Below are 23,169 nucleotides of genomic sequence, written 5' to 3'. Positions count from 1 at the left end.
AAAATATCTTACTAGATCCATATATGAAAATATTAAAAATGAATAAAGATATAAAAAAAAGTACTAAAGATCAAGAAGATATAAACTTATTATTAGATAAAGTAATAGACAAACAAGACAAAATAAAAGAAAAACTTATATATAAAGAAGATTTTTTAAAATCGATTTTATCTTCTACACCGAATGGGTGGGTAGCATTTGATAAGAATTTAAATTTATTATATTCAAATGAGTCATTTCAAAGAATTATAAATCATTCAGAAGGTGATATTTATAATTCTATGAAGAAAAATATTATAAACTATGATAGGTTTATAAGTAATATATCTATAGCTCAAAGAGAAAATCTAAAAATAGAAGATTCAATAAAAACTATTGATAATAAAATATATAAGTGTGTTAGTTTTAATGATAAAACCAATACTGAATCTATATGCTTAATGTTTGATATAACTAAGGAAGCATATAGATTAAATAGTTTGATTAATTTAAAAGAAGAGTATGAAGATTTAATAAAAAATATAAAAACACCTGTTTTTATATGTGATAATTATAATAATATAGTTGCATTTAGTAAATCGTATGAAAAAGTTTTTGATAGATATAAATTGCATATAAACAATAATAAAAAGTTAGATGGTGAAAAGTTTTTAGATCACATATATTCAAAGGATAAAGATATAGCTAGGAAGGTATTTAAAATAAATCAAAAAGCTAAATCTAATGAAGAGTTATATAATAAAGGCTTGTTTAGATTTAGGTTATTAAAGGAATGTGGAGAAGTAATATGGCTAGAATCTAAAACAACAATTTATTATGAACAGGATATAAAATATAAGATTTTAAGTTATAGAGATATAACTAAATATATTAATAGTAAAAAATATTTAGAGAAAACTCAAGAGATATATAAAGGTGTACTTGATAGCATACCAGAAGGGATTTATTTAGAGGATATAGAAAGTGGGGAATATATCTTTATAAATGAAAAATTTAAAGAGATATTTAAGGTTAAACAAAGATTAGAGAATGAAAATTTGAGTATATATAGAAATGATATTATGAGAATACATCCAAATGATAAATGTGCTTTGTACAACGGAATAAAAAGTGTAAAAGATGATAAAGTATCAGATTATGAAGATATAAGATACATTGACAATGATGGAAATATAATAGAGGCTAAAGCAGCAAGTATTCCATTTAAATTATCGGATAAGGTTTTCAAATTAAGTATTATAAAAACCATGGAAGACATGAAAAAATTAGAAGAACTTAAAAATAAGATAATAGAAAGAGAAAAGCATGATAGAAAAAAGATGGAATTTTTTATAAATATGTCTCATGAATTGAAAACACCATTAAATCTTATATTTACAAGTATTCAATTAATTGAAAAACTTTACATGAAAAATAATATATATGGAGATTCTATAAAAAACCATATAAAACTTACAAAACAAAATAGTTATAGATTACTAAAAATAATAAATAATTTAATAGATTTTACTAAAATGGAAGCTGGATTTTATAATATTAATATGCAAAACAAGGATATTATATCAATTGTTGAAGATATAGTTATGTCTGTAGTAGAATATGCAGATAATAAGGGAGTACAAATTGTATTTGATACTAATGTAGAAGAATTGATTATGGGGATAGATGTAAATGCTTTAGAAATAATTATATTAAATATATTATCTAATGCAATTAAATTTACAGATTCAGGTGGTCGTATTTACGTGGACTTAATTTACAAAGAAGATATAGAAAAAATAGATATAATTATAAGAGATACAGGTATTGGAATTCCAAAGGACAAGATGAACCTCATATTCAAAAGATTTAATGATGTAAATAAAGGTTTTGTTGGAAATATTAATGGAAGTGGAATTGGTTTATCTATGGTGAAATCGATGTCAAATTTAATTGGATCAAAAATAAATGTAGAAAGTGAATATGGAAAAGGAAGTATGTTTACTATAACATTAGATATCAAAGAAGTAGAGGAATATGATTATAACGATACTAATTCAAGTGTAGAAAATGAAACTCTAAATGTAGAACGATTAATTGTTGGTATGGAAGATATATATAGATAACATAAGGATGAGTATAATAAGGTTGTTGTTAATCGATTTATACTCCTTTTTACAGATTGCTTAGCTAGAGAATTTTAAATAATAAATACAAAAAATAAAAGAAGGTGACATTATGGTCAAACTTAATAATGATTGGGAAGAATTATTAAATGAAGAATTTCAAAAAGACTATTATTTAAAACTAAGAAAATTTCTTGAAAAAGAATATAGTGATAGAGTTATATATCCAAATATGAATTATATATTTGAAGCTTTAAAACATACCTCATATAAAGATACAAAAGTATTGATACTTGGACAAGATCCGTATCATGGTGAAAATCAAGCACATGGTTTGGCATTTTCCGTACAACCACATGTTCATATTCCTCCGTCTTTATTAAATATATATAAAGAATTAAATTCAGATATAGGATGTTTTGTGCCTAATAATGGGTATTTAATGCCATGGGCAGATCAAGGAGTATTGTTATTAAATACCGTACTAACAGTTAGAGCTCATGAAGCTAACTCTCATAAAAATAAAGGATGGGAGATTTTTACAGACCAAATAATTAAACTATTAAATGAGAGAAAGGATCCTGTTATATTTGTTCTTTGGGGAGCAAATGCACGAAAGAAAAAAGAGTTTATAACTTCTAAGAAGCACTATATACTAGAAGCGCCGCATCCAAGTCCTTTATCTGCTAGAAGAGGTTTTTTTGGATGTAAACACTTCTCAAAAATAAATGAAATACTTATTAATTTAGAAAAAAGTACAATAGATTGGCAGATACCAAATATATAATAAAATATATACTATAAAAATAGGTACAGCATTTTGCTGTGCCTATTTTGTTATAAATATGGAAAATAAAATAGAATGTGTAACTTTTTATCGAAGTTTTAATAATATATATTAAAGGATTAAGGAGGAAAAGGTATGAAAATTACTATATTAGAAGATGAAAAAGTAAAAAAAATGATAGATAATAGTCAATTTGACTTAATTATAGATTTAAGGACACGAGAAAATTATTTAAATGGACATCTTCCAGGAGCTATAAATATACCTATAAATGAAATAACTGATAAAGTTGATTTTTTGAATCAATATAAAAATAAAGATATTATTTTGTATTGTGCAGTTGGTAGTCAAAGCAGAAGTGTATGTAAAGTTTTAGCTTTAAATGGTTTTAATAAATTATATAGTTTATCAAGAGGAATAAAAGATTATAAATATGAATTAGAATAATATTAAATATTACAAAAATGTAACTAATAAAAAATGTGCTTGATTAGTTGGAAAAACTAAATAAGCACATTTTTTATTTTTTGTCAATTTGACAAGAGGTATCAAAAAAGTTACAATTTAATTATCGAAAATAAGATTGAAAGTAAATTTAATTATAGATTTAATTATAAATTCAAATAAAAAGAGAAAAGGAGAAAATTATGAGTTTTAAAAATAATAAGATATTAAAAGTCTCGGCCTTGGCCGGTATATTATCAGTAGGAGTCATGTCGGGAGGTTATTCTTTATTAAACAAAGACGTAACCCTAGTAGTAAAAGGTGAAAAAAGTACGGTATCTACATTTAAGAGTAATGTTAAAGATTTATTAGAAGAACAAAATATCAAATACGACGGAAATGATATAATAAGTATAGGATTAGATAGCAAACTATCAGATGGCACAGAAATAGAAGTAATAGATGTTAGAGAAGAGACTATAAAAGAAAATAAAGAAGTTCCTTTTGAAGTAAATATAGTCGAAGATAAAGAATTATTAAAAGGTAAGACTGAAGTAGCTAAAGAAGGGCAAGTAGGAAAAAATGAATTAGTTTACAAAGTAACTTATCATAACGGAAAAAAGGTGGAACAGAAATTCACCGAAGAATTAGTAGCTATAGAACCGATTAATAAAGTTGTTAAAAAAGGGACTAAAGTAGAAGTGCAGGTAGCATCATCTAGAGGAGAGAACATGAGAAAGCAGCCAAGTTCAAACTCGAATAAAAATACATCAAGTAACAATCAAGGTAGTACTAAGGGTAAAAATATAAAAGTTGTAGCTACTGCATATACAGGTGATAGTATAACATCTACAGGAACAAAGCCTAAATGGGGTACTATAGCTGTAGACCCTAGTGTTATACCTTATGGAACGAAAGTGTATATACCACAGTTTGGAAAAACATTTATAGCAGAAGATTGCGGAAGTGCTATAAAAGGAAATAAGATAGATATATATATGAATGATGAAAACTCAGCTAATAGTTGGGGTAGAAAAACAATAGACATATGTATAATTGGATAATACTAATTTCTAACAGCTAAACTTGAAACGGTTCACCTACGCATGGCTGAAGCAACGGACCTGATTTTTAAGCCGTGTGTAGGTGAATATATTTAATTATATCAAGTAAAAATTCATTTAAATAATTTAGAAAAAAAGTTACAAATTATAGGGAGATTGTTTGATAATAACACGAAATATATACAATGAAAATAAATTTATTTATAAAAAAATGTTGAAAATATAATATAAAAGTGGTATTATATACAGTATAAATACATATGGGAGTGGATGGGTGCTGGTGTGCCCTCTAGTCTTCAAAACTAGTATGAGGAGTTAATAGCTTCTTAGGTGGGTTCGACTCCCACGCATTCCCGCCAATAAATAAAAAAGAACTCAATTGAGTTCTTTTTTATTTTGAACGAAATTATATTTCATCTGGGTTATTGATAAATATAATTCGCAACCTCTTAAATCTGAGTAATGAACCTTATGTAGGTCATTAACAATATGAGTGAAGCGAATCTCTTATTTGTTGTGAAATTATTATTATCGTATAATCTCTTCCTTTGAAAGTATAAATTTGTCTTGAGAGTCGTTCCAACTATAAATTTCTTTTCTAGTTATTTCGCTAATTTTTTCAAGTTTGTTTTCAAAATTTAAAGATGAAGAATTTACGTTATATGTAATAGTTGTTATTATACATAGTATTTTAGGAATGTTGCCTGATAAATAATCAATAGAAGCTTTTTCTACTTCTTTACAAGTAGTATTATTATTTTTGAATATTTTTTCACTATATATATTTTGCTGGAATATAGATTTTAAAATAGTATCTCCTTTTATAAATACTTCAAAAAATTCTCTTTTACTAAATTCATTTGATGAGTTAGTATCAGTTTGATCGACAACTAGAAAATTCTTATAAAAGTAAAAATCATTGATACAGGCTAAGTCATCTACTAGATATTCAAACTTATAATTAGTATCACTTATTTTACTATAAATTGCTATAAAAGAAACTTGTTCAGGTAATGATAAAGTAAAAGCAATTTTATTTTCAGTATCATTAGGTATAGATTCAACAATATTTAATTCTATATAGTCTGCATATTTTATAAGATTATTTTTATTAGTATCTTTTAAAATTGATAAAATTAAATTATAATTATCATTATTATGTATAGCGGTTTTAGCATAAGAAATGGATAATAAATCTTTATGGTTATATTGATTTACCAGTAAATTACAGAAAATAAGCAAGTTTATTATAAGTAGAAAACCTAACAGATTTATAAATTTATTCAAATTAAACCTCCTTAATTATTTAGGGATTAATATTAAAATATATTCTGTTAAGTAAAAATAAATAACTTTAGGAGAACGATAGAAATGGAAAAAAATTTTACAACAAGAACTAGCTTAATAATAGGAGACGAGGGCGTTGAAAAACTTAAAAATTCAAATGTAATTGTATTTGGTGTGGGAGGTGTAGGGAGCTTTGCAGCTGAAGCAATTGCAAGAGCTGGAGTAGGTAATCTTACAATAGTAGATTTTGATGATGTAGATATAACTAATATAAATAGACAACTTCCAGCGTTACATTCTACAGTAGGGAAGTATAAAGTAGAAGTTATGAAAGAAAGAATGCTTGATATTAATCCGAATATTAACATTAAGGCTATTAGAAAAGTGTACAATAAAGACACAAGTGAAGAAATATTATGTGAAAACTATGATTACGTAGTAGATGCTATAGATATGGTTACATCTAAAATACACTTAATAGAAACTTGTAAAGCTAAAGGGTTAGAAATAATAAGTTCTATGGGAATGGGAAATAAATTAGATCCAACTAAAATAGTAGTTACAGATATACATAAAACAAGTATGTGTCCTCTAGCTAAAGTAATGAGAAAAGAACTTAAAGATAGAAGAATAAAAAAATTAAAGGTTGTTTATTCAACAGAACAGCCAATAGAATTAAAAAAGAAAATTTTAAATGGAAAAAAAGTTACACCAGGAAGTACATCATTTGTACCTTCTGTAGGAGGATTAATAATAGCATCTGTTGTGATTAATGATCTACTTAATAAATAAATATTCAATTATATATTAAATAAGGAATAGGTTTAAATCTATTTCTTATTTAATATATTCATAATTCTTTTTTGTATAAATAGTTTCTCCATCACTGTAAAATACCATATCTCCAGATAAATCAGTTCGATAAGTAATAATATCACTATTTGAGAGGTTATCTAATGTGCTTCTATGAGGATGACCATATTGATTTTTATAGCCACAAGATATTACGGCAACATCGGGTGTTGTTTCACTTAAAAAATTCATACTAGTTGATGAACTACTTCCATGATGTGCAACTTTTAAAAAATCTACATCTTCTAATTGAAATGAATTTATAACATCATTTTCAGTGCTTAGTTCAGCATCACCAGTAAATAAAAAAGACTTGTTTTTAAAATCCAATTTAAATACAATAGAGTTCAAATTATTTTCATGTTGAATAAAGGAAGGGCTTAAAACTAATAAATCTATATATTCTTCGATGTTAAGAATGTCTCCTTTATATAAATAATTTATAGCTATATTTTTATCAGAACAAGCAGTAACAAGATTTTTATATGCTAAAGAATCTGTACTTTGTTCAGGCATGTATATAGACTTAACTTGGAATTTTTTTATAATGCTGTCTAGACCACCTATATGGTCTGAATCAGGATGTGTAGCTATTACGTAGTCTATATACTTTACTTTTTGTTTTTTTAAATAACTTTTAACTATATGTTCACTATCATCAGTTCCTCCATCAACTAAAATATTTTTAGTGTTAGGAGTTTGTATCAAGATGCTATCTCCTTGGCCTACATCAATTATATGAATTTTCATATGGGAATTTTTGCTACAACCGCTTAAAAATGATATTATAATAAGTATTAAAGAAAACAGTACTTTTTTCAATTAGACAATCACTCCATTCAATATATGTTTATAGAGATATAATATGGGTAAAATAAGTTAATATAAATTGTTACATTTTAGATTTTATACAAAAAAATATAATGTGATTCATAATGATATAAATAAAATATTTGAAATAAAAAAAATATGAAATAAAGTATTGATATAATTTATCAAAATAAATTATAGACTGAAGACGATAAAAGAAACAACGGGAGGATTTTATGATTTTTAAACAAATTAATATAAATTCAAAACAGGAGTTAGATCCATATTTTGAACTGGTAGACTATGAAGCTTGCGAATATTGTTTTAGCACTTTATATATGTGGCAACATGTTTACAAAACAGGATATTATATAGGTGAAGATTTTGCAGTTATAGTAGGGGAATATGAAGGTGATAGTTTTTCTATATTACCTTTAGCTAATAAAAATAAATTGCCTGAAGTAATTGAATTTGTATTAAAATATTTTGAAAAAGAAAATAAGAAAATTTATTTTAGAGGAATAACGAAGGAAGTAGTACAATTTTTACAAGAAAAGTATCCTCATAAATTTGAGTATATAGAAGAAAGGGATTTATTTGATTATATATATGATGCGGAAAGCCTAAAAAATCTACAAGGAAGAAAGAATCAAAAAAAGAGAAATCATATAAATTATTTTCTAAAAGAATATGAAGGAAGATATGAATATAAACTATTGGGAAAAGAAAACTTTGAAGAGTGTCTATATTTAATAAAAGAATGGGCTAGTAATAAAGAAGAGAATGATGGATTTGATGAAGGTGTGGATGATGAATTTTTGGGAATAAAAAAGCTATTCAATGATTATGATATATTAAAAGACAAAATAAGAGTAGCTGGAATATATATTGATAGAAAATTACAAGCATTTACAATAGGCGAAATTTTAAATGAAAATATGGCTTTAGTTCACATAGAAAAGGCAAATCCAAATATAAGGGGATTATATCCGTATATAAATCAACAGTTCATAATAAATGAATTTGAATATGTTGAGTTTGTAAATAGAGAAGAAGATTTGGGTATAGAGGGTCTTAGAAAAGCTAAACTTTCATACCATCCATGTAGATTTGTTGAGAAGTATACTGTGAGGGAGGCGTAATATGAAAATTAGGTATGCTAGGGATAATGAAGTCGGGGATATAAAAAAAATCTGGAACTATTGTTTTGATGATGGTCAAAACTTTGTTGATTATTATTTTGCAAATAAATATAAAAACAAAAATACAGTGGTAGTTGATGAAGAAGAAGAAATAGTTTCTTCTCTTCAACTAAATCAATATAAATTAAGATTAAATGATAAAATATATGACACATCTTATGTAGTTGGTGTTTCAACTTTTCCTGAGGTAAGGGGAAGGGGGTATATGAAAAATATAATGAAGTTTACACTTAAAGAATTATATAAAAAAAATCAGTTAGTATCTATTCTTATGCCTATAGATTATAGACTCTATAGAAAATATGGATACGAACATTGCTACGATCAATTAGAATATAATATAGACATAGAAGATTTAAAAAAATTTAAGATTGATGGAAGATTACATAAAGCGAGTGACTTTAACTTAGAAAATTTAGTTAATATTAGTAAAATATTTCTAAAAGATATAAATGGAAATGTAGAAAGAGATGAAAAATATTATGAAAATTTATTTAAAGAAATAAAAAGTGAAAATGGTCATATTTACATACATGAAGATAATGGATATGAAGGATATATAATATACTTTTTAAATGGAGATGTTATGTTTGTTAGAGAAATATATTATAAAAGTATAGATTCTTTAAAATCAATGTTAAAATTTATATATAATCACAATACTCAATGCAAAAAAGTTACTATATCAGCACCTATAAATGATAAAATTAGACTTGTATTAGATAATCCTAAGGATTGTGATATTAAAATAAAGCCATTTATGATGGGTAGGGTTATAAATTTAAAGGGATATTTAGAAAGTTTATATATAGAAAGTAATTTAGAAAGCAGTGTAAATATTTTAATAAATGATGAATTCATAAGTGAAAATAATGGAATATTTAAAATGTCATTAAAAGATAATAAATTAGAAGTAGACAAAGTACATGAAGGATATGATGCGTGCTTTGACATAAATACTATAACGCAGCTAGCTTTTTCATATATAGATATAGAAGAAGCTTTAATATTAAACAATGCACAGGTAAGTTGTGAAGTGGTAGAATTATTTAGTAAGATATTTAAAAAGAAAAATAATTATATAAATGAATATGTATAGGAGATACCGTTTAGGTATCTCTTTTTAGATACAAGGAATTTATAATTTTTCTGATTTGTAAATAAATTATAAATTTCAACCCCTGAGCTTGAAATAGTTCGCCAACACGTTGCTCAAGCAGCGGGCCTGATTTTTGAGCCACGTGTTGGCGAAGTACTTTAGGCTACTGGCTACATAAGCGAAGTAAATTTTTTTCTATATAAATGTAAAATTTAAAGTTTAAAAATAGATAGTTTGAAAATAATTAAAAGTAAAAAGATTACTTGGAGGAATAATGAGAAGACCACTTCTTGTGATATTTATATTTATAATGTGTATATCGTTTATATATACAAATAATAAGTCTTTAGATAAAACCTATAACGATGATACAGTAGAGATAATAAGTGTGATAGAAAATAAAAAAGAAAAACAAAAATATTATGAATACAAATTAGGTGAATTTTTAGTGATAGACTATACTAAAAGTAAAAACCTAAAAATAGGTTCAAAAATAAAAGTAGTTGGAAAATTTAAAAGTATTGATGATATGAATTATGAAGATTTTAATTACGGAAGATATTTGAAGAGTGTAGGTTATAAAGGTCTTATATATATAAATAAATACGAAATTATAGGAACAAATTTACTATATAAAAAATTAGGAAACCTTAAAACATATATAAGAAACACAACAAGATATTTATATAAGAAAAATTCGGATTTTATAAATTCTTTAACTTTAGGAGAAAAAGAACAGCTAACAAAAGAAGAAAATGAAATGTTTTCTAGGACAGGAACAAGTCATATTATAGCTATATCAGGGCTTCATACAGGAATACTGTGTATTTTAGTTTCGTTTATAATAGGAGGGATAAATAGATTTTATAAATTGTTAATATTAATTGTTGTTATGGGATTATATTGTCTTATGATAGGGACGGCACCATCTGTAGTAAGGGCAATATCATTTGTAATAATTTTATATATAGCAGTTTTTCTTGATAGAAAAAGGGATGGAATGAGCGTATTATCTTTAGTGGGTATATTTTTAATGATAAATAACCCATACATTATATATAATATAAGTTTTCAATTGTCTTTTCTTGCAACATTGTCTATAATATATTTCTATGGTTATATAAATTATGTAATAAAGCTAAAGTTAATATCATTAACTTTAGCATCTAATGTATTAACACTACCTATAATATATTATAATTTTAAAGGTATACCTATAATTTCTATTATTAGTAATATAATAGTAGTACCTTTTATAGGAATCATAATATATATGAGTATTATAAGTATAACTATATTTAAGATGAATATAGGAATTGCAAAAATTATAGCTTACTTTAATATGATAATAATAAATAATATATATTTTTTATTAAACATATTAAGTGATTTAGATTTTGCATATATAGAAATAGATAATCCAAGTATGGTTTATGTAATAACTTACTATATAGCAGTGTTTTCATATATGATTTATAAAGAATTAAAGGTTATGAAGGAGCAAACAAATGAATTACAAGGATATTATAAATAATCTTAAAAATAAAAATTTCGATAATATATATCTTTTTTATGGAAGAGAGTATTATTTAATAGAAAATACTATGAAAGTATTTAAAGACAGTTTGAGCGAAGGTATGATTGATTTTAATTTAGACATCATAGATGGAAAAGAAACTACATTAGATCAGCTTATAAGCTCTATAGAGACACTTCCTTTTATGGATGATAGAAAAATAGTAATAGTAAAAGATTTTGAATTATTAAAAGGGAAGAAAAAGAATTTTAGCGATAGTGATGAAAAATATTTAATAGACCATTTAGATAATATGCCAGAAAGTACAGTATTAGTTTTTGTAGTTTACGGAGATGTCGATAAAAGAAAGTCTTTAGTAAAAAAAATAGATAAAAAAGGTATAGTATTTAATTGTGATAAACTATCTGACATGGACCTATTTAAATGGGTTAAAAAGAAGTTTGAAGTTAATAATGTAATAATAGACAATCCTCAGATAATGTATTTTATAGATCAAGAGGGTTATAGAGATAAAAGTAGTGAAAAAACTTTATCAGATTTAGAAAATGAAATAAGTAAAATAAGTTCATTTGTAGGAAAAGAAAATAAAGTAACTAACCAAGTAATAGATAAACTTTCACAGAAAAAAGTAGAAAATGATATATTCAAATTAATAGACTATATAGGAGATAAAAATTCCTCTAATGCTATTAGAATATTAAGTGATATGATACATGAAGGTGAATCTGTTCTTGGTATATTTTCTATGATAGCTAGGCAATTTAAAGTAGTAATGCAGGTAAGACAATTACAAATAGAAGGACATACATCAAAAACGATAGCGGAAAAATTAAAAATACATCCATTTGTAGCAGGAAAGGCATTAAAACAATCTAATAATTTTTCTGATGATGTAATAATAGAAATGTTAAATTATATACTAGAAAGTGATTATAAAATAAAGAATGGTTTGATTAGAGATACTTTAGCTTTAGAAATGCTAGTAAGTAAATATTGTCAACGTAAAATAAGTTAAATAAAAAAACCTTAGATATAGAAAAATTTTTATCTAAGGTTTTTTTATGCGCAAATATAAAGAAATAATAAAAAACCCCTGATTTTTGATCAAGGGTTTATATCTATTAAGCTTAAACGGCTAATTAAGCGTTCATTCCGTTTAACTTTTGAGCTAATTTAGCTACTTTTCTAGCTGCAGCGTTCTTGTGTATAGTTCCTTTAGAAGCTACTTGGCATATTCTCTTTTGAGCATATTGGAACTTTTCAACAGCCTCTTCTCTATTTCCTGCAGTAACAGCTTCTTCGAATCTTCTTATTGCAGTTTTAACTTGAGATTTTCTAGCTCTATTTAAAGCAGTTTTCTTTTCGATAACTTTTATTCTCTTTTTAGCTGATTTTATGTTTGCCACCGTGTTCACCCCCTTGTGCGTATTTTATTATATTCATCGTCAACATATTAGATTTTAACAGAAACAAATCTAAAAATCAAGGATAATTATTTATAATTTTCAATATAATATCTTTTTCTTTTGACTTTTTAGATTATAACCCATATAAAAATAATTTACAACATTCAAATTAAATATTCAAAGGTTTATAAAATTATAATTTTGTTATAACACATATGAAATTGTATTTAATTTATAATTGTGAGTAAATAGAATTTTCGTATACGCACTTAAACATAGCCATCACTTAAATTTTTAAAGAAGATTTTGTTATAAAATACTAAAATTTGTTAACACTTATAAATAGCATTTAAATTGTACTTGGAGGTTTAACATGATTAGTATAAGAACAGACTTAGCTCTAGAAGCTACAGAAATGTGTGAAGATGGGCAATCTTCTAAAGAAATACCTGGAGTAAAACTTGAAAAAAAGGAACTAGAAAATTGCATAGTAACAAAAGTTGAAGTTATAGATGAGCAAGGATCACAAATAATGAACAAAGGAATAGGTAAGTATATAACATTAGAAAGTAATCTTATGAAATTTGATGATGATGAATCTAGAGAAGAAATAATAAATTATTTAAAAGGTGAATTGGTAGAAATTTTAGGAACTGACAAAACTAAAAAAACTTTGCTTATTGGTCTTGGGAATTGGAATATAACATCGGACGCATTAGGCCCTAAAACAGTATCTAAAACTTTAGTAACTAGACATATATTTAAAAATTATAATAAAGATTATGATGATGACTTTACAGAAGTTGCAGGTTTAAGTCCAGGAGTTATGGGATTGACAGGAATTGAAACTAGTGAAATTGTAAAATCTATAGTAGATAAAATAAAACCAGATAGAGTAATAGCAATAGACGCTTTAGCATCAAGAAAAATGGAAAGAGTAAATACGACAATACAAATATCAACTGCGGGTATATCACCTGGAGGAGGAGTTGGAAACAAAAGAAAGGCATTAAACAAAGAATACTTAGGCGTAGATGTTATAGCTATAGGAGTTCCAACAGTAGTAGATGCGGCAACACTTACTAGTGATGTGTTAGATTTAGCTATTGATAATTTAATGAATCAATCTGAAGATGTAGAAAATTTTTATGCAATGCTAAAACAATTAAAAGAAGAAGAAAAATACCACTTAATCAAAGATTCATTAGACCCATATGATAAAAATCTAATAGTAACACCTAAAGATATAGATGAAACAATTGAAAATTTATCAGTAATAATAAGTGAAGGATTAAATAGGTCTCTTCATCCAGGTAGGATCACCAAATAAGGAGGAGAAAGTATGTTCAAAAAACGCATTAAGGCATTTGTTATGTCCTGTGTGTTAGTTTGTATTTTACCTGTAATATCTTATGCTATGGATAAAGATGAGTTCTTGAAGTTTTTAGTAAATTCATCGTATCCGGAATCAAAGGTTGAAGATACAGAGAATGGGAAAGATAAAAATGAGGAAAATGCAAATAATGAGAAAAATGAAAAAGAATATATAAAATTTCATATAGGAGAAGAAAATATACCAACTATAAATGAGAATCAAAGTACAGAAAAAAATGTAATTATTGGTAATTCTAAATATCAAAATGATATAAGGGTTACTAAAGAAAATCCTAGAATGTTAATATATCATACACATTCAGAAGAAACATACTCTAATTCACCTGAAGGAAACTACCATTCAAAAGATAAGGCAAACTCAGTAATGGCAGTGGGGGAATTATTAACAGAAGAGTTAAGTAAAAAAGGATGGGGAGTAGTTCATACAACAAAATATCATGACTATCCTGATTTTAATAACTCTTATGCAAGTAGTTATAAGACAATACAAGAAATGTTGTCTAAATATAAGAGTATAGATATAGCTATAGATATACATAGAGATGCAAGAGATGTAAAAAATGAATCTCAAAAAAAAGCAGAAGAAGAAAGGTTGACTGCAACTATTAATGGAGAGAAAGTGGCAAAATTTTTATTTGTAGTTGGTGCCAAAAATCCTAATGTAGATGAGGTAAAAGCGTTAGCAGAAGATATAACTAAATTTGGTCAGAAAAAATATCCGGGACTAGTACTTCCAGTAGTTGTAAAACCTTATGGGAAATTCAATCAATACCTAGCTAAAAATCATATGCTTATAGAGGTAGGAAGTAATGGTACTAGCACTGAAGAAGCTAAAGCTAGTGCAAAATACGTAGCACAAGTATTAGACGAATATTTTAAAACAAAGTAAGTCGACAATCCAACAGGAGAAACAAATGAGTAGATTAGAAAAAACTATACAAAAAAAATCGAAAAGAAGAAAATTAAGATTTATAAGTAAAGTACTATTTATTTTGTTTATGAGTATAAATTTGATGGTATGTATCTTTATAGTAGATAAAAATGCAAAAATGATGTTAGGTAAAGAAACATATAGTATACAACCAGTTATAAGAGATATACAAATGTTTATAAATGTAAAAGTTGGATATATAAACGGAATTACTAAGGGGTTATTAGCACAGTTCAATAAATGATGATAAAAAATAAGGCTTATTAAAAAGATAAGTCTTATTTTTGTTCACCTTATTTACATAAAAGAGGATATATTATAAAATAAAAGTTATGATAATAATAAAAGGAGGAATAAAGGTGGACAGCAAACAAAGTAGAACTAGGAATTTTAGTATAATAGCGCATATAGACCATGGTAAGTCTACCTTAGCTGATAGATTAATACAAAAAACAGGACTTGTTAGTGATAGAGAAATGAAGGATCAATTATTAGATAATATGGATCTTGAAAGAGAAAGAGGGATCACTATAAAGCTTCAAAATATAAGATTAATATATAAAGCTAAGGATGGAAATGAATATTACTTAAACCTTATAGATACACCAGGTCACGTAGACTTTAACTATGAGGTATCTAGAAGTTTGGCGGCATGTGAAGGAGCTTTATTAGTAGTAGATGCAGCTCAAGGTGTTGAAGCACAAACTTTAGCTAACGTTTATTTAGCTTTAGATCAAGATTTAGAAATATTACCAGTTATAAATAAAATAGATCTTCCAAGTGCTAGACCAGATGAAATAAAAACAGAAATAGAAGATATAATAGGACTTGATGCAAGTGAAGCACCACTTATATCTGCAAAAAGTGGTTTGAATATAGAAGATGTATTAGAAGCAATAGTAGAAAAAGTACCAGCACCAACAGGTGACAAAGAAGCACCTTTAAAAGCTTTAATATTTGACTCTTACTATGATGCTTATAAAGGTGTTGTAGCATATGTTAGAGTATTCGAAGGTACTGTAAAAAAAGGTATGACAATAAAAATGATGAATACTAACAAGAAGTTTGAAGTAACTGAAGTTGGTGTTATGGCTCCGGGCCAAAGAGAGCTTGATGAATTAGCAGCAGGAGATGTTGGTTACATTGCAGCTAGTATAAAAGATATAAGAAGTTGTCAAGTTGGGGATACAATAACAGATGCAGATAATCCAACGGATAATCCTATGGCAGGATACAAAAAAGCTACACCTATGGTTTATTGCGGTATATACCCAGGTGAAGGTGAAAAGTATGAAAACGTAAGAGATGCACTTGAAAAAATGCAAATAAACGATGCGGCACTTGAATTTGAAGCTGAAACTTCAGCAGCACTAGGGTTTGGATTTAGATGTGGATTCTTAGGCTTACTTCATATGGAAATAATACAAGAAAGATTAGAAAGAGAGTATGACCTTAATTTAGTAACAACAGCTCCATCTGTTATATACAGAGTAACTAAAACTGATGGGGAAGTTGTTATGATACAAAATCCAACAAACTTACCAGAGGTATCTGAAATAAGGATGATAGAAGAACCTATAGTTAAAGGTGATATAATAGTTCCTAAAGACTACGTAGGTGTTGTTATGGAACTATGCCAAGAAAGACGTGGAAACATGATAAATATGGAGTACATAGACGAAAAAAGAGTTATGCTTCACTATGATTTACCATTAAATGAAGTTGTTTATGATTTCTTTGATGCTTTAAAATCAAGAACTAGAGGGTACGGTTCTTTAGATTATGAAGTAAAAGGATACGTTCCTTCTCAACTTGTTAAGCTTGATATATTAATAAATAAGGAACAAGTTGATGCACTTAGCTTTATAGTTCACGAAACTCGTGCATACCCAAGAGGAAAAGCTATGTGTGAAAAATTAAAAAATGAAATACCAAGACATCAATTCGCTGTGCCAATACAAGCAGCTGTTGGTAATAAAGTAGTAGCAAGAGAAACTATAAGTGCACTTAGAAAAGACGTTCTTGCTAAGTGTTACGGTGGAGATATATCTCGTAAGAAAAAGCTTCTTGAAAAGCAAAAAGAAGGTAAAAAGCGTATGAGACAAATAGGATCTGTTGAAGTTCCTCAAAAGGCATTCATGTCTGTATTAAAATTAGATGAATAATAAATTTAAAGTTTTAAATTGTAGATTATATTAAATAGAAAGATGATTTCTGTATTATCAGAAATCATCTTTTTTAATTAATATTTTATAATTTATTTAGTTTATGAATAAGTTATAAATTCAACTGCTACATTTAATTAATGGATAGGATTTATATATTGTTAGTCATATAAGTTAAGTTTTGATAAAATTCATATTGTAAATATATTGATATAATATAGTGTAGAATATAATTATCAGTATAATAATGATTTATATTATTTAGGAGGTCAAAATGTTTTCTATACCCAACGAAAAAAAAGCAAAAGATGTAATGAATAAAGATTTTATAACCTTAAGCGAATCAGATAATTTAGGTAATGCGATAGATTTAATTATAAAACATAATGAAAGAGAAGTAATGATTATAAATGAAGAAAGAGAAATTAAAGGTATAGTATCATTAACTGATATTTGTAATATATCTAGAAAAAAAGAAAATTATAGATATATGTTAGTTAGTGAGTTTATGGCCCAAAATATAATATATGTAGATAAAGATGCAAAATTAGGTGAATGTAGAAATATAATGAGAAAAAATAATATAGGAGTTTTACCGATTTTAGAAGATAGTAAAATTTTAGGAGTTATTAATCAAAAACATATAAGAGATTTTTTATATATGGAGCTAGAAGACTATGGTATAACTGTTAAGCATATTATTGGAGAAATAAAAGAAGGTATATGCGCTATGAATTCAGATGGTATTGTAGTTTTATGGAATAGGTTCATGGAAGAACGATATGATATAAAATCAGAAGATATAGTAGGGAAGCATATGGAGATATATCTTAAAGATACAATCTCTGCTAAAGTTTTACATACAAGGACTAGGGAAAGTGGAATGTATACTTGTGCAGAAAAAGATGTTTATGGTTTAGTAGATGCAAATCCTACATATATTGAAGGTGAGTTTGTAGGCGTTGTTTGTACAGAAGTAGATATAACTGAAGCTAAAAAACTATCTCAAAAGTTAGATAAGGCTAAAGATAGATTGAAATACCTTCAAGATGAAGTTAAGAACTTATCCGGAGGTAGTTTTGATAGTATATTAGGTAAAAGTTATAAATTAGAAAAAGCTAAGGAAATAGCAAAAAGAGTTTCAAAAACAACTAGTAGTATATTTATATTTGGGGAAAGTGGTACTGGTAAAGAAGTTTTTTCAAGAGCTATACATGATTACAGTGAAAGAAAAGGACAGTTTATACCTGTTAACTGTAGTGCTATACCATCAGAATTATTTGAAAGTGAATTTTTTGGTTATGAATCAGGTTCATTTACAGGTGCAAATAAAAAAGGAAAGATGGGTATATTTGAGTTAGCTAAAAATGGAACTGTGTTTTTAGATGAAATAGCAGACTTACCGTTAAGTATGCAAGCTAAACTGCTTAGGGTTCTTGAGGAAAAAGAAATTAGAAGAATAGGAGGAGAAAAAGTTATAAAGGTAGATGCTAGGATAATATCTGCAACTAATAAAAACTTATTAGAATTAATTAAACAAGGAAAATTTAGAGAAGATTTATATTATAGATTAAATGTAGTTCAAATTGACCTACCTGCTCTTAGAGAAAGGAAGGAAGATATAGCTATATTAGTATATAAATTTATAAAAGAAATATGTAAACAAAACAATAAAGAAATTTTAGAAATAAGTAAAGAAGCTATGAAGGCGTTGCAAAAATATAGATGGAAAGGAAATATAAGAGAACTTAAAAATACTATGGAAAATGTAGCGATATTGTCTAGAGGAGATATAATTGAAATAGATGATATACCGGAGTACATATTAGATGAAGTTAAGGATAATAATATAGAAGAAGAATATCCTTTAGATTTAACTAAAGCGATAAGTAAATTAGAGGTGAATACAATAACTAAAGCAATGCAAATGGCTAATGGTAATAAAGCAAAAGCGGCTAAAATTCTTAATATACCAAGAACCACATTGTATTATAAAATGGAATTATACAATATAAAAACGTCTAAAAATGGACAATAGACGGAAAATGGACATTTTTTAAAAAATGATTAATAAACAAGCTAAATAAAGATATGTGACAAAATAACGATTGATAAAATGATAAAATAAAGGTTAAAATGTCGAAATATAGACAATTTTAACGTAAAAAATTAATCGTAGAGCATACACTTATGTTGAAAATTATATAAAAATGAGGTATAAACAAATCGAAAAAGTGTTAATCTATAGATAAAATCTATAAAAAAGATAAAATCTATAGATTAAATTGTTTTTATAAACATATATAAAAAATTTGGCATGATATTTGCTTATATAAACAGTGTGATTTAAAATGTGAAATGATATTTGCTTATATAACAATAGAGAAAAATAGACAGGTGGTGATAAATATGATATTTAAGATGGAATTGAGGCAACATGTAGGAGCGCCATGCAAACCTATTGTTGAAGTTGGAGACGAAGTCAAAAAAGGTCAACTTATAGCACAACCTCAAGGACTAGGAGCAAATATACATGCTAGTGTATATGGTACAGTTACTGATATAACAGAAACTTCTATAATAATAGAAGCTGATAAAAACCAACCAGATGAGTATGTAAAGATAAAAGATACGACTTCTAATTTAGAAGCTATACAAGAAGGTGGTATAGTTGGAGCTGGTGGAGCTGGTTTCCCAACACATATTAAACTTAATGTAGATCTTACTGGCGGTTATATTATAGCGAATGCTGCAGAATGTGAACCTGTTTTAGGGCATAATGTAGAATTTATGGAAAAAGCCCCTGAAGTTTTAGTTAGAGGATTAAAGTATATGTTAGATATAACTAAAGCGGAAAAGGCTTACATAGCTGTAAAGCCAAAATATAAGAAGTCTTTAATAGCATTAGGAAAAGCTTGTAAAGATGAAAAAAATATAGAAATTAAATATTTACCGGATATGTATCCAGCTGGTGACGAAAGAGTTATAATAAGAGAATTATTAGGAATAACTCTTGTTCCAGGTCAACTTCCAATAGAAGCTAAAGCAGTTGTTTCTAATGTGGAAACTATAAAACGTATAGTTGAAGCAATAGAAGAAAGAAAACCTTTTATATCTAAAGATATAACTGTTGGAGGAAGAGTAAAAGGAGCAGAAAATCATGGTAGAGTATTTATGGATGTTCCAATAGGAATGCCAATAATAAACTTTATTGAAGAATGTGGCGGATATGTAAAACCTTATGGTGAAATCGTTTTAGGAGGACCTTTTACTGGTAGACATGGTGAAGAGCAAAGTCCAGTAACTAAAACACTAGGAGGTATATTAGTATCAATGCCATTACCTAACGAAACTAAAAAGTTAGGAATCATTGCTTGTGAATGTGGAGCTCAGGAAGATCGATTAAAAGAAATCGCATCTTTAATGGGAACAGAAGTTGTGGCAGAAGAAAGATGTAAAAGAATGACTGAAGTAAATGGCAGATTTAGATGTGATTTACCAGGAATATGCCCAGGACAAGCAGAAAAAGTACTTAAGTTAAAAAGTCAGGGAGCAGAGGCTGTACTAATAGGAAATTGCGAGGACTGAACTAACACAGTGATGCAAGTGGCACCTAGGTTAGGAATGCCTGTATACCATAGTACTGATCATGTCTTAAGAGCTTCAGGACATAAAATATATAGAAGAAAAAAATAGTGTGAGGAGGTATTTGTAATGTCAATAACTGTAGAAACAGCTAAAGCTCATGCTAAAGATCCAGCAATATGCTGCTGTAGATTTGAAGCAGGAACTATAATAGAACCATCAAACTTAGAAGATCCAGCAATATTTGCTGATTTAGAGGATTCTGGATTACTAACAATACCAGAAAATTGTTTAACAATAGATCAAGTTTTAGGTGCAAAATTAACTAAAACTATGGATGCTTTATCACCTTTAACAGCTGATTGCTTAGAAGGTATAGTAGCAACTGAAGAAGTTGTTGAACAAGCTGTAGTAGAAGAAGTTAAAGAGGTGACTCCAGTAGCACCTGTATCTCCAGTAGCGCCTGTATCTGGTCAAACAATAAAGATACATATAGGTGAAGGAAGAGATATAAACTTAGAAATACCTTTAACAGTAGCTCAAGGTATGGGTGTAGTACCAGCTGCAACTCAAATATCAGAAGTAGCAGCACCAGTTGTCGAAGCTAAACAAGAAGCTAAGGTAGAAGAAGCTAAGGCTATAAGAAGCTTAACTAAAAAACATTTTAAAATAGAAAATGTAGTTTTTGCTGAGGAAACTAAAATAGAAGGAACTACTTTATACTTAAGAAAAGCTGAAGAGTTAACTAAGGAAGCTATAGAAACAGAAGAATTAGTTGTAGATATGAAAGTTGAAATAATAACTCCAGCTGAATATAACCAATATAGTGAAACTATAATGGATGTTCAACCTATAGCTACTAAAGAAGAGGGAGAAATAGGTGAAGGTGTAACTAGAGTATTAGATGGTATTATAATGATGGTAACTGGTACAGATGAAAACGGAGTTCAAATAGGTGAATTCGGTTCTTCAGAAGGTGTATTAGAAACTAACATAATGTGGGGAAGACCAGGTGCTCCTGACAAAGGTGATATATTCATCAAAACTCAAGTAACAGTTAAAGAAGGAACTAACATGGAAAGACCAGGACCTTTAGCTGCTCACTGTGCATCTGATTATATAACTCAAGAAATAAGAGAAGCTTTAAAGAAAGCTGATGAATCTTTAGTAGTTGATACTGAAGAATTAACTCAATACAGAAGACCTGGTAAGAAGAAGGTTGTTGTAGTTAAGGAAATAATGGGACAAGGGGCAATGCATGATAACTTAATATTACCTGTAGAGCCAGTTGGAACATTAGGAGCTAAGCCAAATGTTGATTTAGGAAACGTTCCAGTAGTATTATCTCCAGTCGAAGTATTAGATGGTGGTATACATGCATTAACTTGTATAGGACCTGCATCTAAAGAAAACTCTAGACATTACTGGAGAGAGCCATTAGTAATAGAAGCTATGAAAGATGAAGAAATAGATTTAGTAGGTGTTATATTTGTAGGATCTCCTCAAGTAAATGCTGAGAAATTCTATGTATCTAAGAGATTAGGTATGATGATAGAAGCTATGGGTGTTGATGGTGCTATAGTAACAACTGAAGGATTTGGAAATAATCATATAGATTTCGCATCTCATATAGAGCAAATAGGTAAGAGAGGCATTGCAGTAGTTGGTGTTACTTTCTCAGCTGTTCAAGGTGCATTAGTTGTTGGTAATGAATACATGAAATACATGGTAGACAACAACAAATCTAAGCAAGGTATAGAAAATGAAGTGTTATCAAATAATACATTATGTCCAGAGGATGCAGTAAGATCTTTAACAATGTTAAAAACAGTTATGGCTGGAGAAGAAGTTAAAGCTGCTGAAAGAAAATGGAATGCTAATGTTAAATTAAATAATGTTGAGTTAATAGAAAAGGAAACAGGTAAGAAAATAGAGCTAGTTGAAAATGAGCAAACTTTACCTATGAGTGAAAAGAGAAAGAACATCTACGAAAAAGATGCTCAATAAAAAATAAAAATAACTAAAGATTAAAGAAGGATGAAAAATTATGGACAGATTAAAATATATATCAACTGAGAGAATGTACGAAGGAGTAATCGTTGAACTGACTGACGGTGGGGTTACAATAGATTTAAAAGGTAGATTAGGTCAATTTAAAATACCGAAAAGAATGCTTATAACTGATTATGAACTAAAGATAGGTCTTGAGGTTGGATTCATGTTAAGTTATCCAGAAGTTTTAAGTCCGGAACCTAATCAAAAGTATGTAGATATAATCGAAAGAAATAAAAATAAAGAAGAAGGTTTAGATAAATAGAAGGGAGAGGAAAAAATTATGAGTCTAACAACAGTAAAAGGACTTCAATCTGAAATATTCGTTCCTATAACACCTCCTCCAGTATGGACTCCTGTAACTAAAGAATTAAAGGAAATGAGAATAGCTTTAGCTACAGCAGCAGGTGTACATTTAAAAACTGATAAGAAATTTAACTTAGCAGGA

The 23,169-nt window shown here is 27.5% G+C and carries 20 protein-coding genes, 1 tRNA gene and 1 pseudogene; 19 read left to right on the top strand and 3 right to left on the bottom strand.

All coding sequences use genetic code 11. The annotated features are described in order from the left end of the window. The 5 genes from VLM92_RS05165 to VLM92_RS05145 form a co-directional block, all read left to right on the top strand. Positions 1–2,105, top strand: a 2,105-nt coding sequence (locus VLM92_RS05165; RefSeq protein WP_325275289.1) for a HAMP domain-containing sensor histidine kinase, incomplete at its 5' end; no start/stop codon positions are given. Between the two features lie 112 nt (positions 2,106–2,217). Further along, entirely contained in the window at positions 2,218–2,892 is a 675-nt protein-coding gene (locus tag VLM92_RS05160) for a uracil-DNA glycosylase (RefSeq protein ID WP_325275288.1), read from the top strand. 135 nt (positions 2,893–3,027) lie between these two features. Next, complete coding sequence (locus VLM92_RS05155) at positions 3,028–3,339, top strand: rhodanese-like domain-containing protein (protein WP_325275287.1); 312 nt, start codon at positions 3,028–3,030, stop codon at positions 3,337–3,339. Positions 3,340–3,539: 200 nt separating this feature from the next. Beyond that, positions 3,540–4,400, top strand: a complete 861-nt coding sequence (locus VLM92_RS05150) for a 3D domain-containing protein (RefSeq protein ID WP_325275286.1) — start codon at positions 3,540–3,542, stop codon at positions 4,398–4,400. A gap of 262 nt (positions 4,401–4,662) precedes the next feature. Next, a tRNA-Sec gene (locus VLM92_RS05145) sits at positions 4,663–4,759 on the top strand. A 169-nt stretch (positions 4,760–4,928) separates the two neighbouring features. Here the strand turns inward: VLM92_RS05145 and VLM92_RS05140 are convergent. Beyond that, the gene (locus VLM92_RS05140; protein ID WP_325275285.1) at positions 4,929–5,687 is read right to left on the bottom strand and encodes a hypothetical protein; all 759 of its coding nucleotides are present in this window, start codon (positions 5,685–5,687) and stop codon (positions 4,929–4,931) included. Between the two features lie 84 nt (positions 5,688–5,771). Between VLM92_RS05140 and VLM92_RS05135 the strand changes: the two genes are divergently transcribed. After that, positions 5,772–6,479, top strand: a complete 708-nt coding sequence (locus VLM92_RS05135; protein WP_325275284.1) for a tRNA threonylcarbamoyladenosine dehydratase — start codon at positions 5,772–5,774, stop codon at positions 6,477–6,479. 45 nt (positions 6,480–6,524) lie between these two features. Here VLM92_RS05135 and VLM92_RS05130 read toward each other — a convergent pair whose 3' ends face one another. After that, the gene (locus tag VLM92_RS05130; protein WP_325275283.1) at positions 6,525–7,289 is read right to left on the bottom strand and encodes a ComEC/Rec2 family competence protein; all 765 of its coding nucleotides are present in this window, start codon (positions 7,287–7,289) and stop codon (positions 6,525–6,527) included. A gap of 296 nt (positions 7,290–7,585) precedes the next feature. On the opposite strand from VLM92_RS05130, the gene VLM92_RS05125 reads away from it, so the two are divergent. The 4 genes from VLM92_RS05125 (at position 7,586) to holA (ending at position 12,202) form a co-directional block, all read left to right on the top strand. Beyond that, positions 7,586–8,491, top strand: coding sequence for a DUF2156 domain-containing protein (locus tag VLM92_RS05125; protein WP_325275282.1), 906 nt, complete (start codon positions 7,586–7,588; stop codon positions 8,489–8,491). A gap of 1 nt (position 8,492) precedes the next feature. Next, positions 8,493–9,650 carry a GNAT family N-acetyltransferase gene (locus VLM92_RS05120; protein ID WP_325275281.1) on the top strand — a complete coding sequence of 386 codons (1,158 nt, stop codon included), beginning with the start codon at positions 8,493–8,495 and terminating at the stop codon, positions 9,648–9,650. A 274-nt stretch (positions 9,651–9,924) separates the two neighbouring features. After that, positions 9,925–11,184 (top strand): ComEC/Rec2 family competence protein, encoded by a 1,260-nt coding sequence (locus VLM92_RS05115; RefSeq protein WP_325275280.1) that lies wholly within the window; start codon positions 9,925–9,927, stop codon positions 11,182–11,184. After that, positions 11,159–12,202 (top strand): DNA polymerase III subunit delta, encoded by a 1,044-nt coding sequence (holA, locus tag VLM92_RS05110; protein ID WP_325275279.1) that lies wholly within the window; start codon positions 11,159–11,161, stop codon positions 12,200–12,202. Before VLM92_RS05115 ends, holA begins: the two co-directional genes overlap by 26 nt. Before the next feature lie 124 nt (positions 12,203–12,326). Here the strand turns inward: holA and rpsT are convergent, their stop codons facing one another. Then, positions 12,327–12,593, bottom strand: coding sequence for a 30S ribosomal protein S20 (gene rpsT / locus VLM92_RS05105; protein WP_325275278.1), 267 nt, complete (start codon positions 12,591–12,593; stop codon positions 12,327–12,329). Between the two features lie 373 nt (positions 12,594–12,966). Here rpsT and gpr point away from each other — a divergent pair, with 373 nt between their 5' ends. From gpr to VLM92_RS05060, 9 genes and pseudogenes are all read left to right on the top strand, one after another. Continuing rightward, entirely contained in the window at positions 12,967–13,923 is a 957-nt protein-coding gene (gene gpr, locus VLM92_RS05100; protein WP_325275277.1) for a GPR endopeptidase, read from the top strand. A gap of 12 nt (positions 13,924–13,935) precedes the next feature. Beyond that, positions 13,936–14,877 (top strand): stage II sporulation protein P, encoded by a 942-nt coding sequence (spoIIP, locus tag VLM92_RS05095; RefSeq protein ID WP_325275276.1) that lies wholly within the window; start codon positions 13,936–13,938, stop codon positions 14,875–14,877. A 25-nt stretch (positions 14,878–14,902) separates the two neighbouring features. Beyond that, entirely contained in the window at positions 14,903–15,163 is a 261-nt protein-coding gene (locus VLM92_RS05090) for a hypothetical protein (RefSeq protein ID WP_325275275.1), read from the top strand. A gap of 115 nt (positions 15,164–15,278) precedes the next feature. Beyond that, positions 15,279–17,084: a translation elongation factor 4 gene (gene lepA, locus VLM92_RS05085; RefSeq protein ID WP_325275274.1), complete on the top strand. Its 1,806-nt coding sequence runs from the start codon at positions 15,279–15,281 to the stop codon at positions 17,082–17,084. Between the two features lie 274 nt (positions 17,085–17,358). Continuing rightward, on the top strand, positions 17,359–19,122 hold the full coding sequence (gene prdR / locus VLM92_RS05080; RefSeq protein ID WP_325275273.1) for a sigma-54 dependent transcriptional regulator PrdR: 1,764 nt from the start codon (positions 17,359–17,361) through the stop codon (positions 19,120–19,122). Positions 19,123–19,493: 371 nt separating this feature from the next. After that, a complete protein-coding gene (gene prdC, locus VLM92_RS05075) occupies positions 19,494–20,780 on the top strand; it encodes a proline reductase-associated electron transfer protein PrdC (protein WP_325275272.1) in 1,287 nt (428 codons plus the stop codon). A gap of 18 nt (positions 20,781–20,798) precedes the next feature. Next, complete coding sequence (gene prdA, locus VLM92_RS05070) at positions 20,799–22,676, top strand: D-proline reductase (dithiol) proprotein PrdA (protein ID WP_325275271.1); 1,878 nt, start codon at positions 20,799–20,801, stop codon at positions 22,674–22,676. A gap of 40 nt (positions 22,677–22,716) precedes the next feature. Continuing rightward, complete coding sequence (locus VLM92_RS05065; protein ID WP_325275270.1) at positions 22,717–22,986, top strand: CBO2463/CBO2479 domain-containing protein; 270 nt, start codon at positions 22,717–22,719, stop codon at positions 22,984–22,986. Between the two features lie 18 nt (positions 22,987–23,004). Continuing rightward, positions 23,005–23,169: pseudogene (locus tag VLM92_RS05060) on the top strand (D-proline reductase (dithiol) protein PrdB); the annotation flags it as partial.

It is taken from the genome of Romboutsia sp. (genome assembly GCF_035470145.1).
Taxonomy (GTDB): domain Bacteria; phylum Bacillota; class Clostridia; order Peptostreptococcales; family Peptostreptococcaceae; genus Romboutsia_D.
Note: the sequence above shows the minus strand (reverse complement) of the source record. Positions and strands in the feature narration are given on the sequence as shown.

Coding starts and splice junctions, on each gene's coding strand:
- holA (WP_325275279.1), top strand. CDS start 11,159: ATGAATTACAAGGATATTATAAATAATCTTAAAAATAAAAATTTCGAT.
- VLM92_RS05090 (WP_325275275.1), top strand. CDS start 14,903: ATGAGTAGATTAGAAAAAACTATACAAAAAAAATCGAAAAGAAGAAAA.
- VLM92_RS05155 (WP_325275287.1), top strand. CDS start 3,028: ATGAAAATTACTATATTAGAAGATGAAAAAGTAAAAAAAATGATAGAT.
- VLM92_RS05125 (WP_325275282.1), top strand. CDS start 7,586: ATGATTTTTAAACAAATTAATATAAATTCAAAACAGGAGTTAGATCCA.
- spoIIP (WP_325275276.1), top strand. CDS start 13,936: ATGTTCAAAAAACGCATTAAGGCATTTGTTATGTCCTGTGTGTTAGTT.
- VLM92_RS05115 (WP_325275280.1), top strand. CDS start 9,925: ATGAGAAGACCACTTCTTGTGATATTTATATTTATAATGTGTATATCG.
- prdA (WP_325275271.1), top strand. CDS start 20,799: ATGTCAATAACTGTAGAAACAGCTAAAGCTCATGCTAAAGATCCAGCA.
- gpr (WP_325275277.1), top strand. CDS start 12,967: ATGATTAGTATAAGAACAGACTTAGCTCTAGAAGCTACAGAAATGTGT.
- VLM92_RS05065 (WP_325275270.1), top strand. CDS start 22,717: ATGGACAGATTAAAATATATATCAACTGAGAGAATGTACGAAGGAGTA.
- VLM92_RS05120 (WP_325275281.1), top strand. CDS start 8,493: ATGAAAATTAGGTATGCTAGGGATAATGAAGTCGGGGATATAAAAAAA.
- VLM92_RS05150 (WP_325275286.1), top strand. CDS start 3,540: ATGAGTTTTAAAAATAATAAGATATTAAAAGTCTCGGCCTTGGCCGGT.
- VLM92_RS05130 (WP_325275283.1), bottom strand. CDS start 7,289: ATGAAAATTCATATAATTGATGTAGGCCAAGGAGATAGCATCTTGATA.
- prdR (WP_325275273.1), top strand. CDS start 17,359: ATGTTTTCTATACCCAACGAAAAAAAAGCAAAAGATGTAATGAATAAA.
- VLM92_RS05160 (WP_325275288.1), top strand. CDS start 2,218: ATGGTCAAACTTAATAATGATTGGGAAGAATTATTAAATGAAGAATTT.
- VLM92_RS05135 (WP_325275284.1), top strand. CDS start 5,772: ATGGAAAAAAATTTTACAACAAGAACTAGCTTAATAATAGGAGACGAG.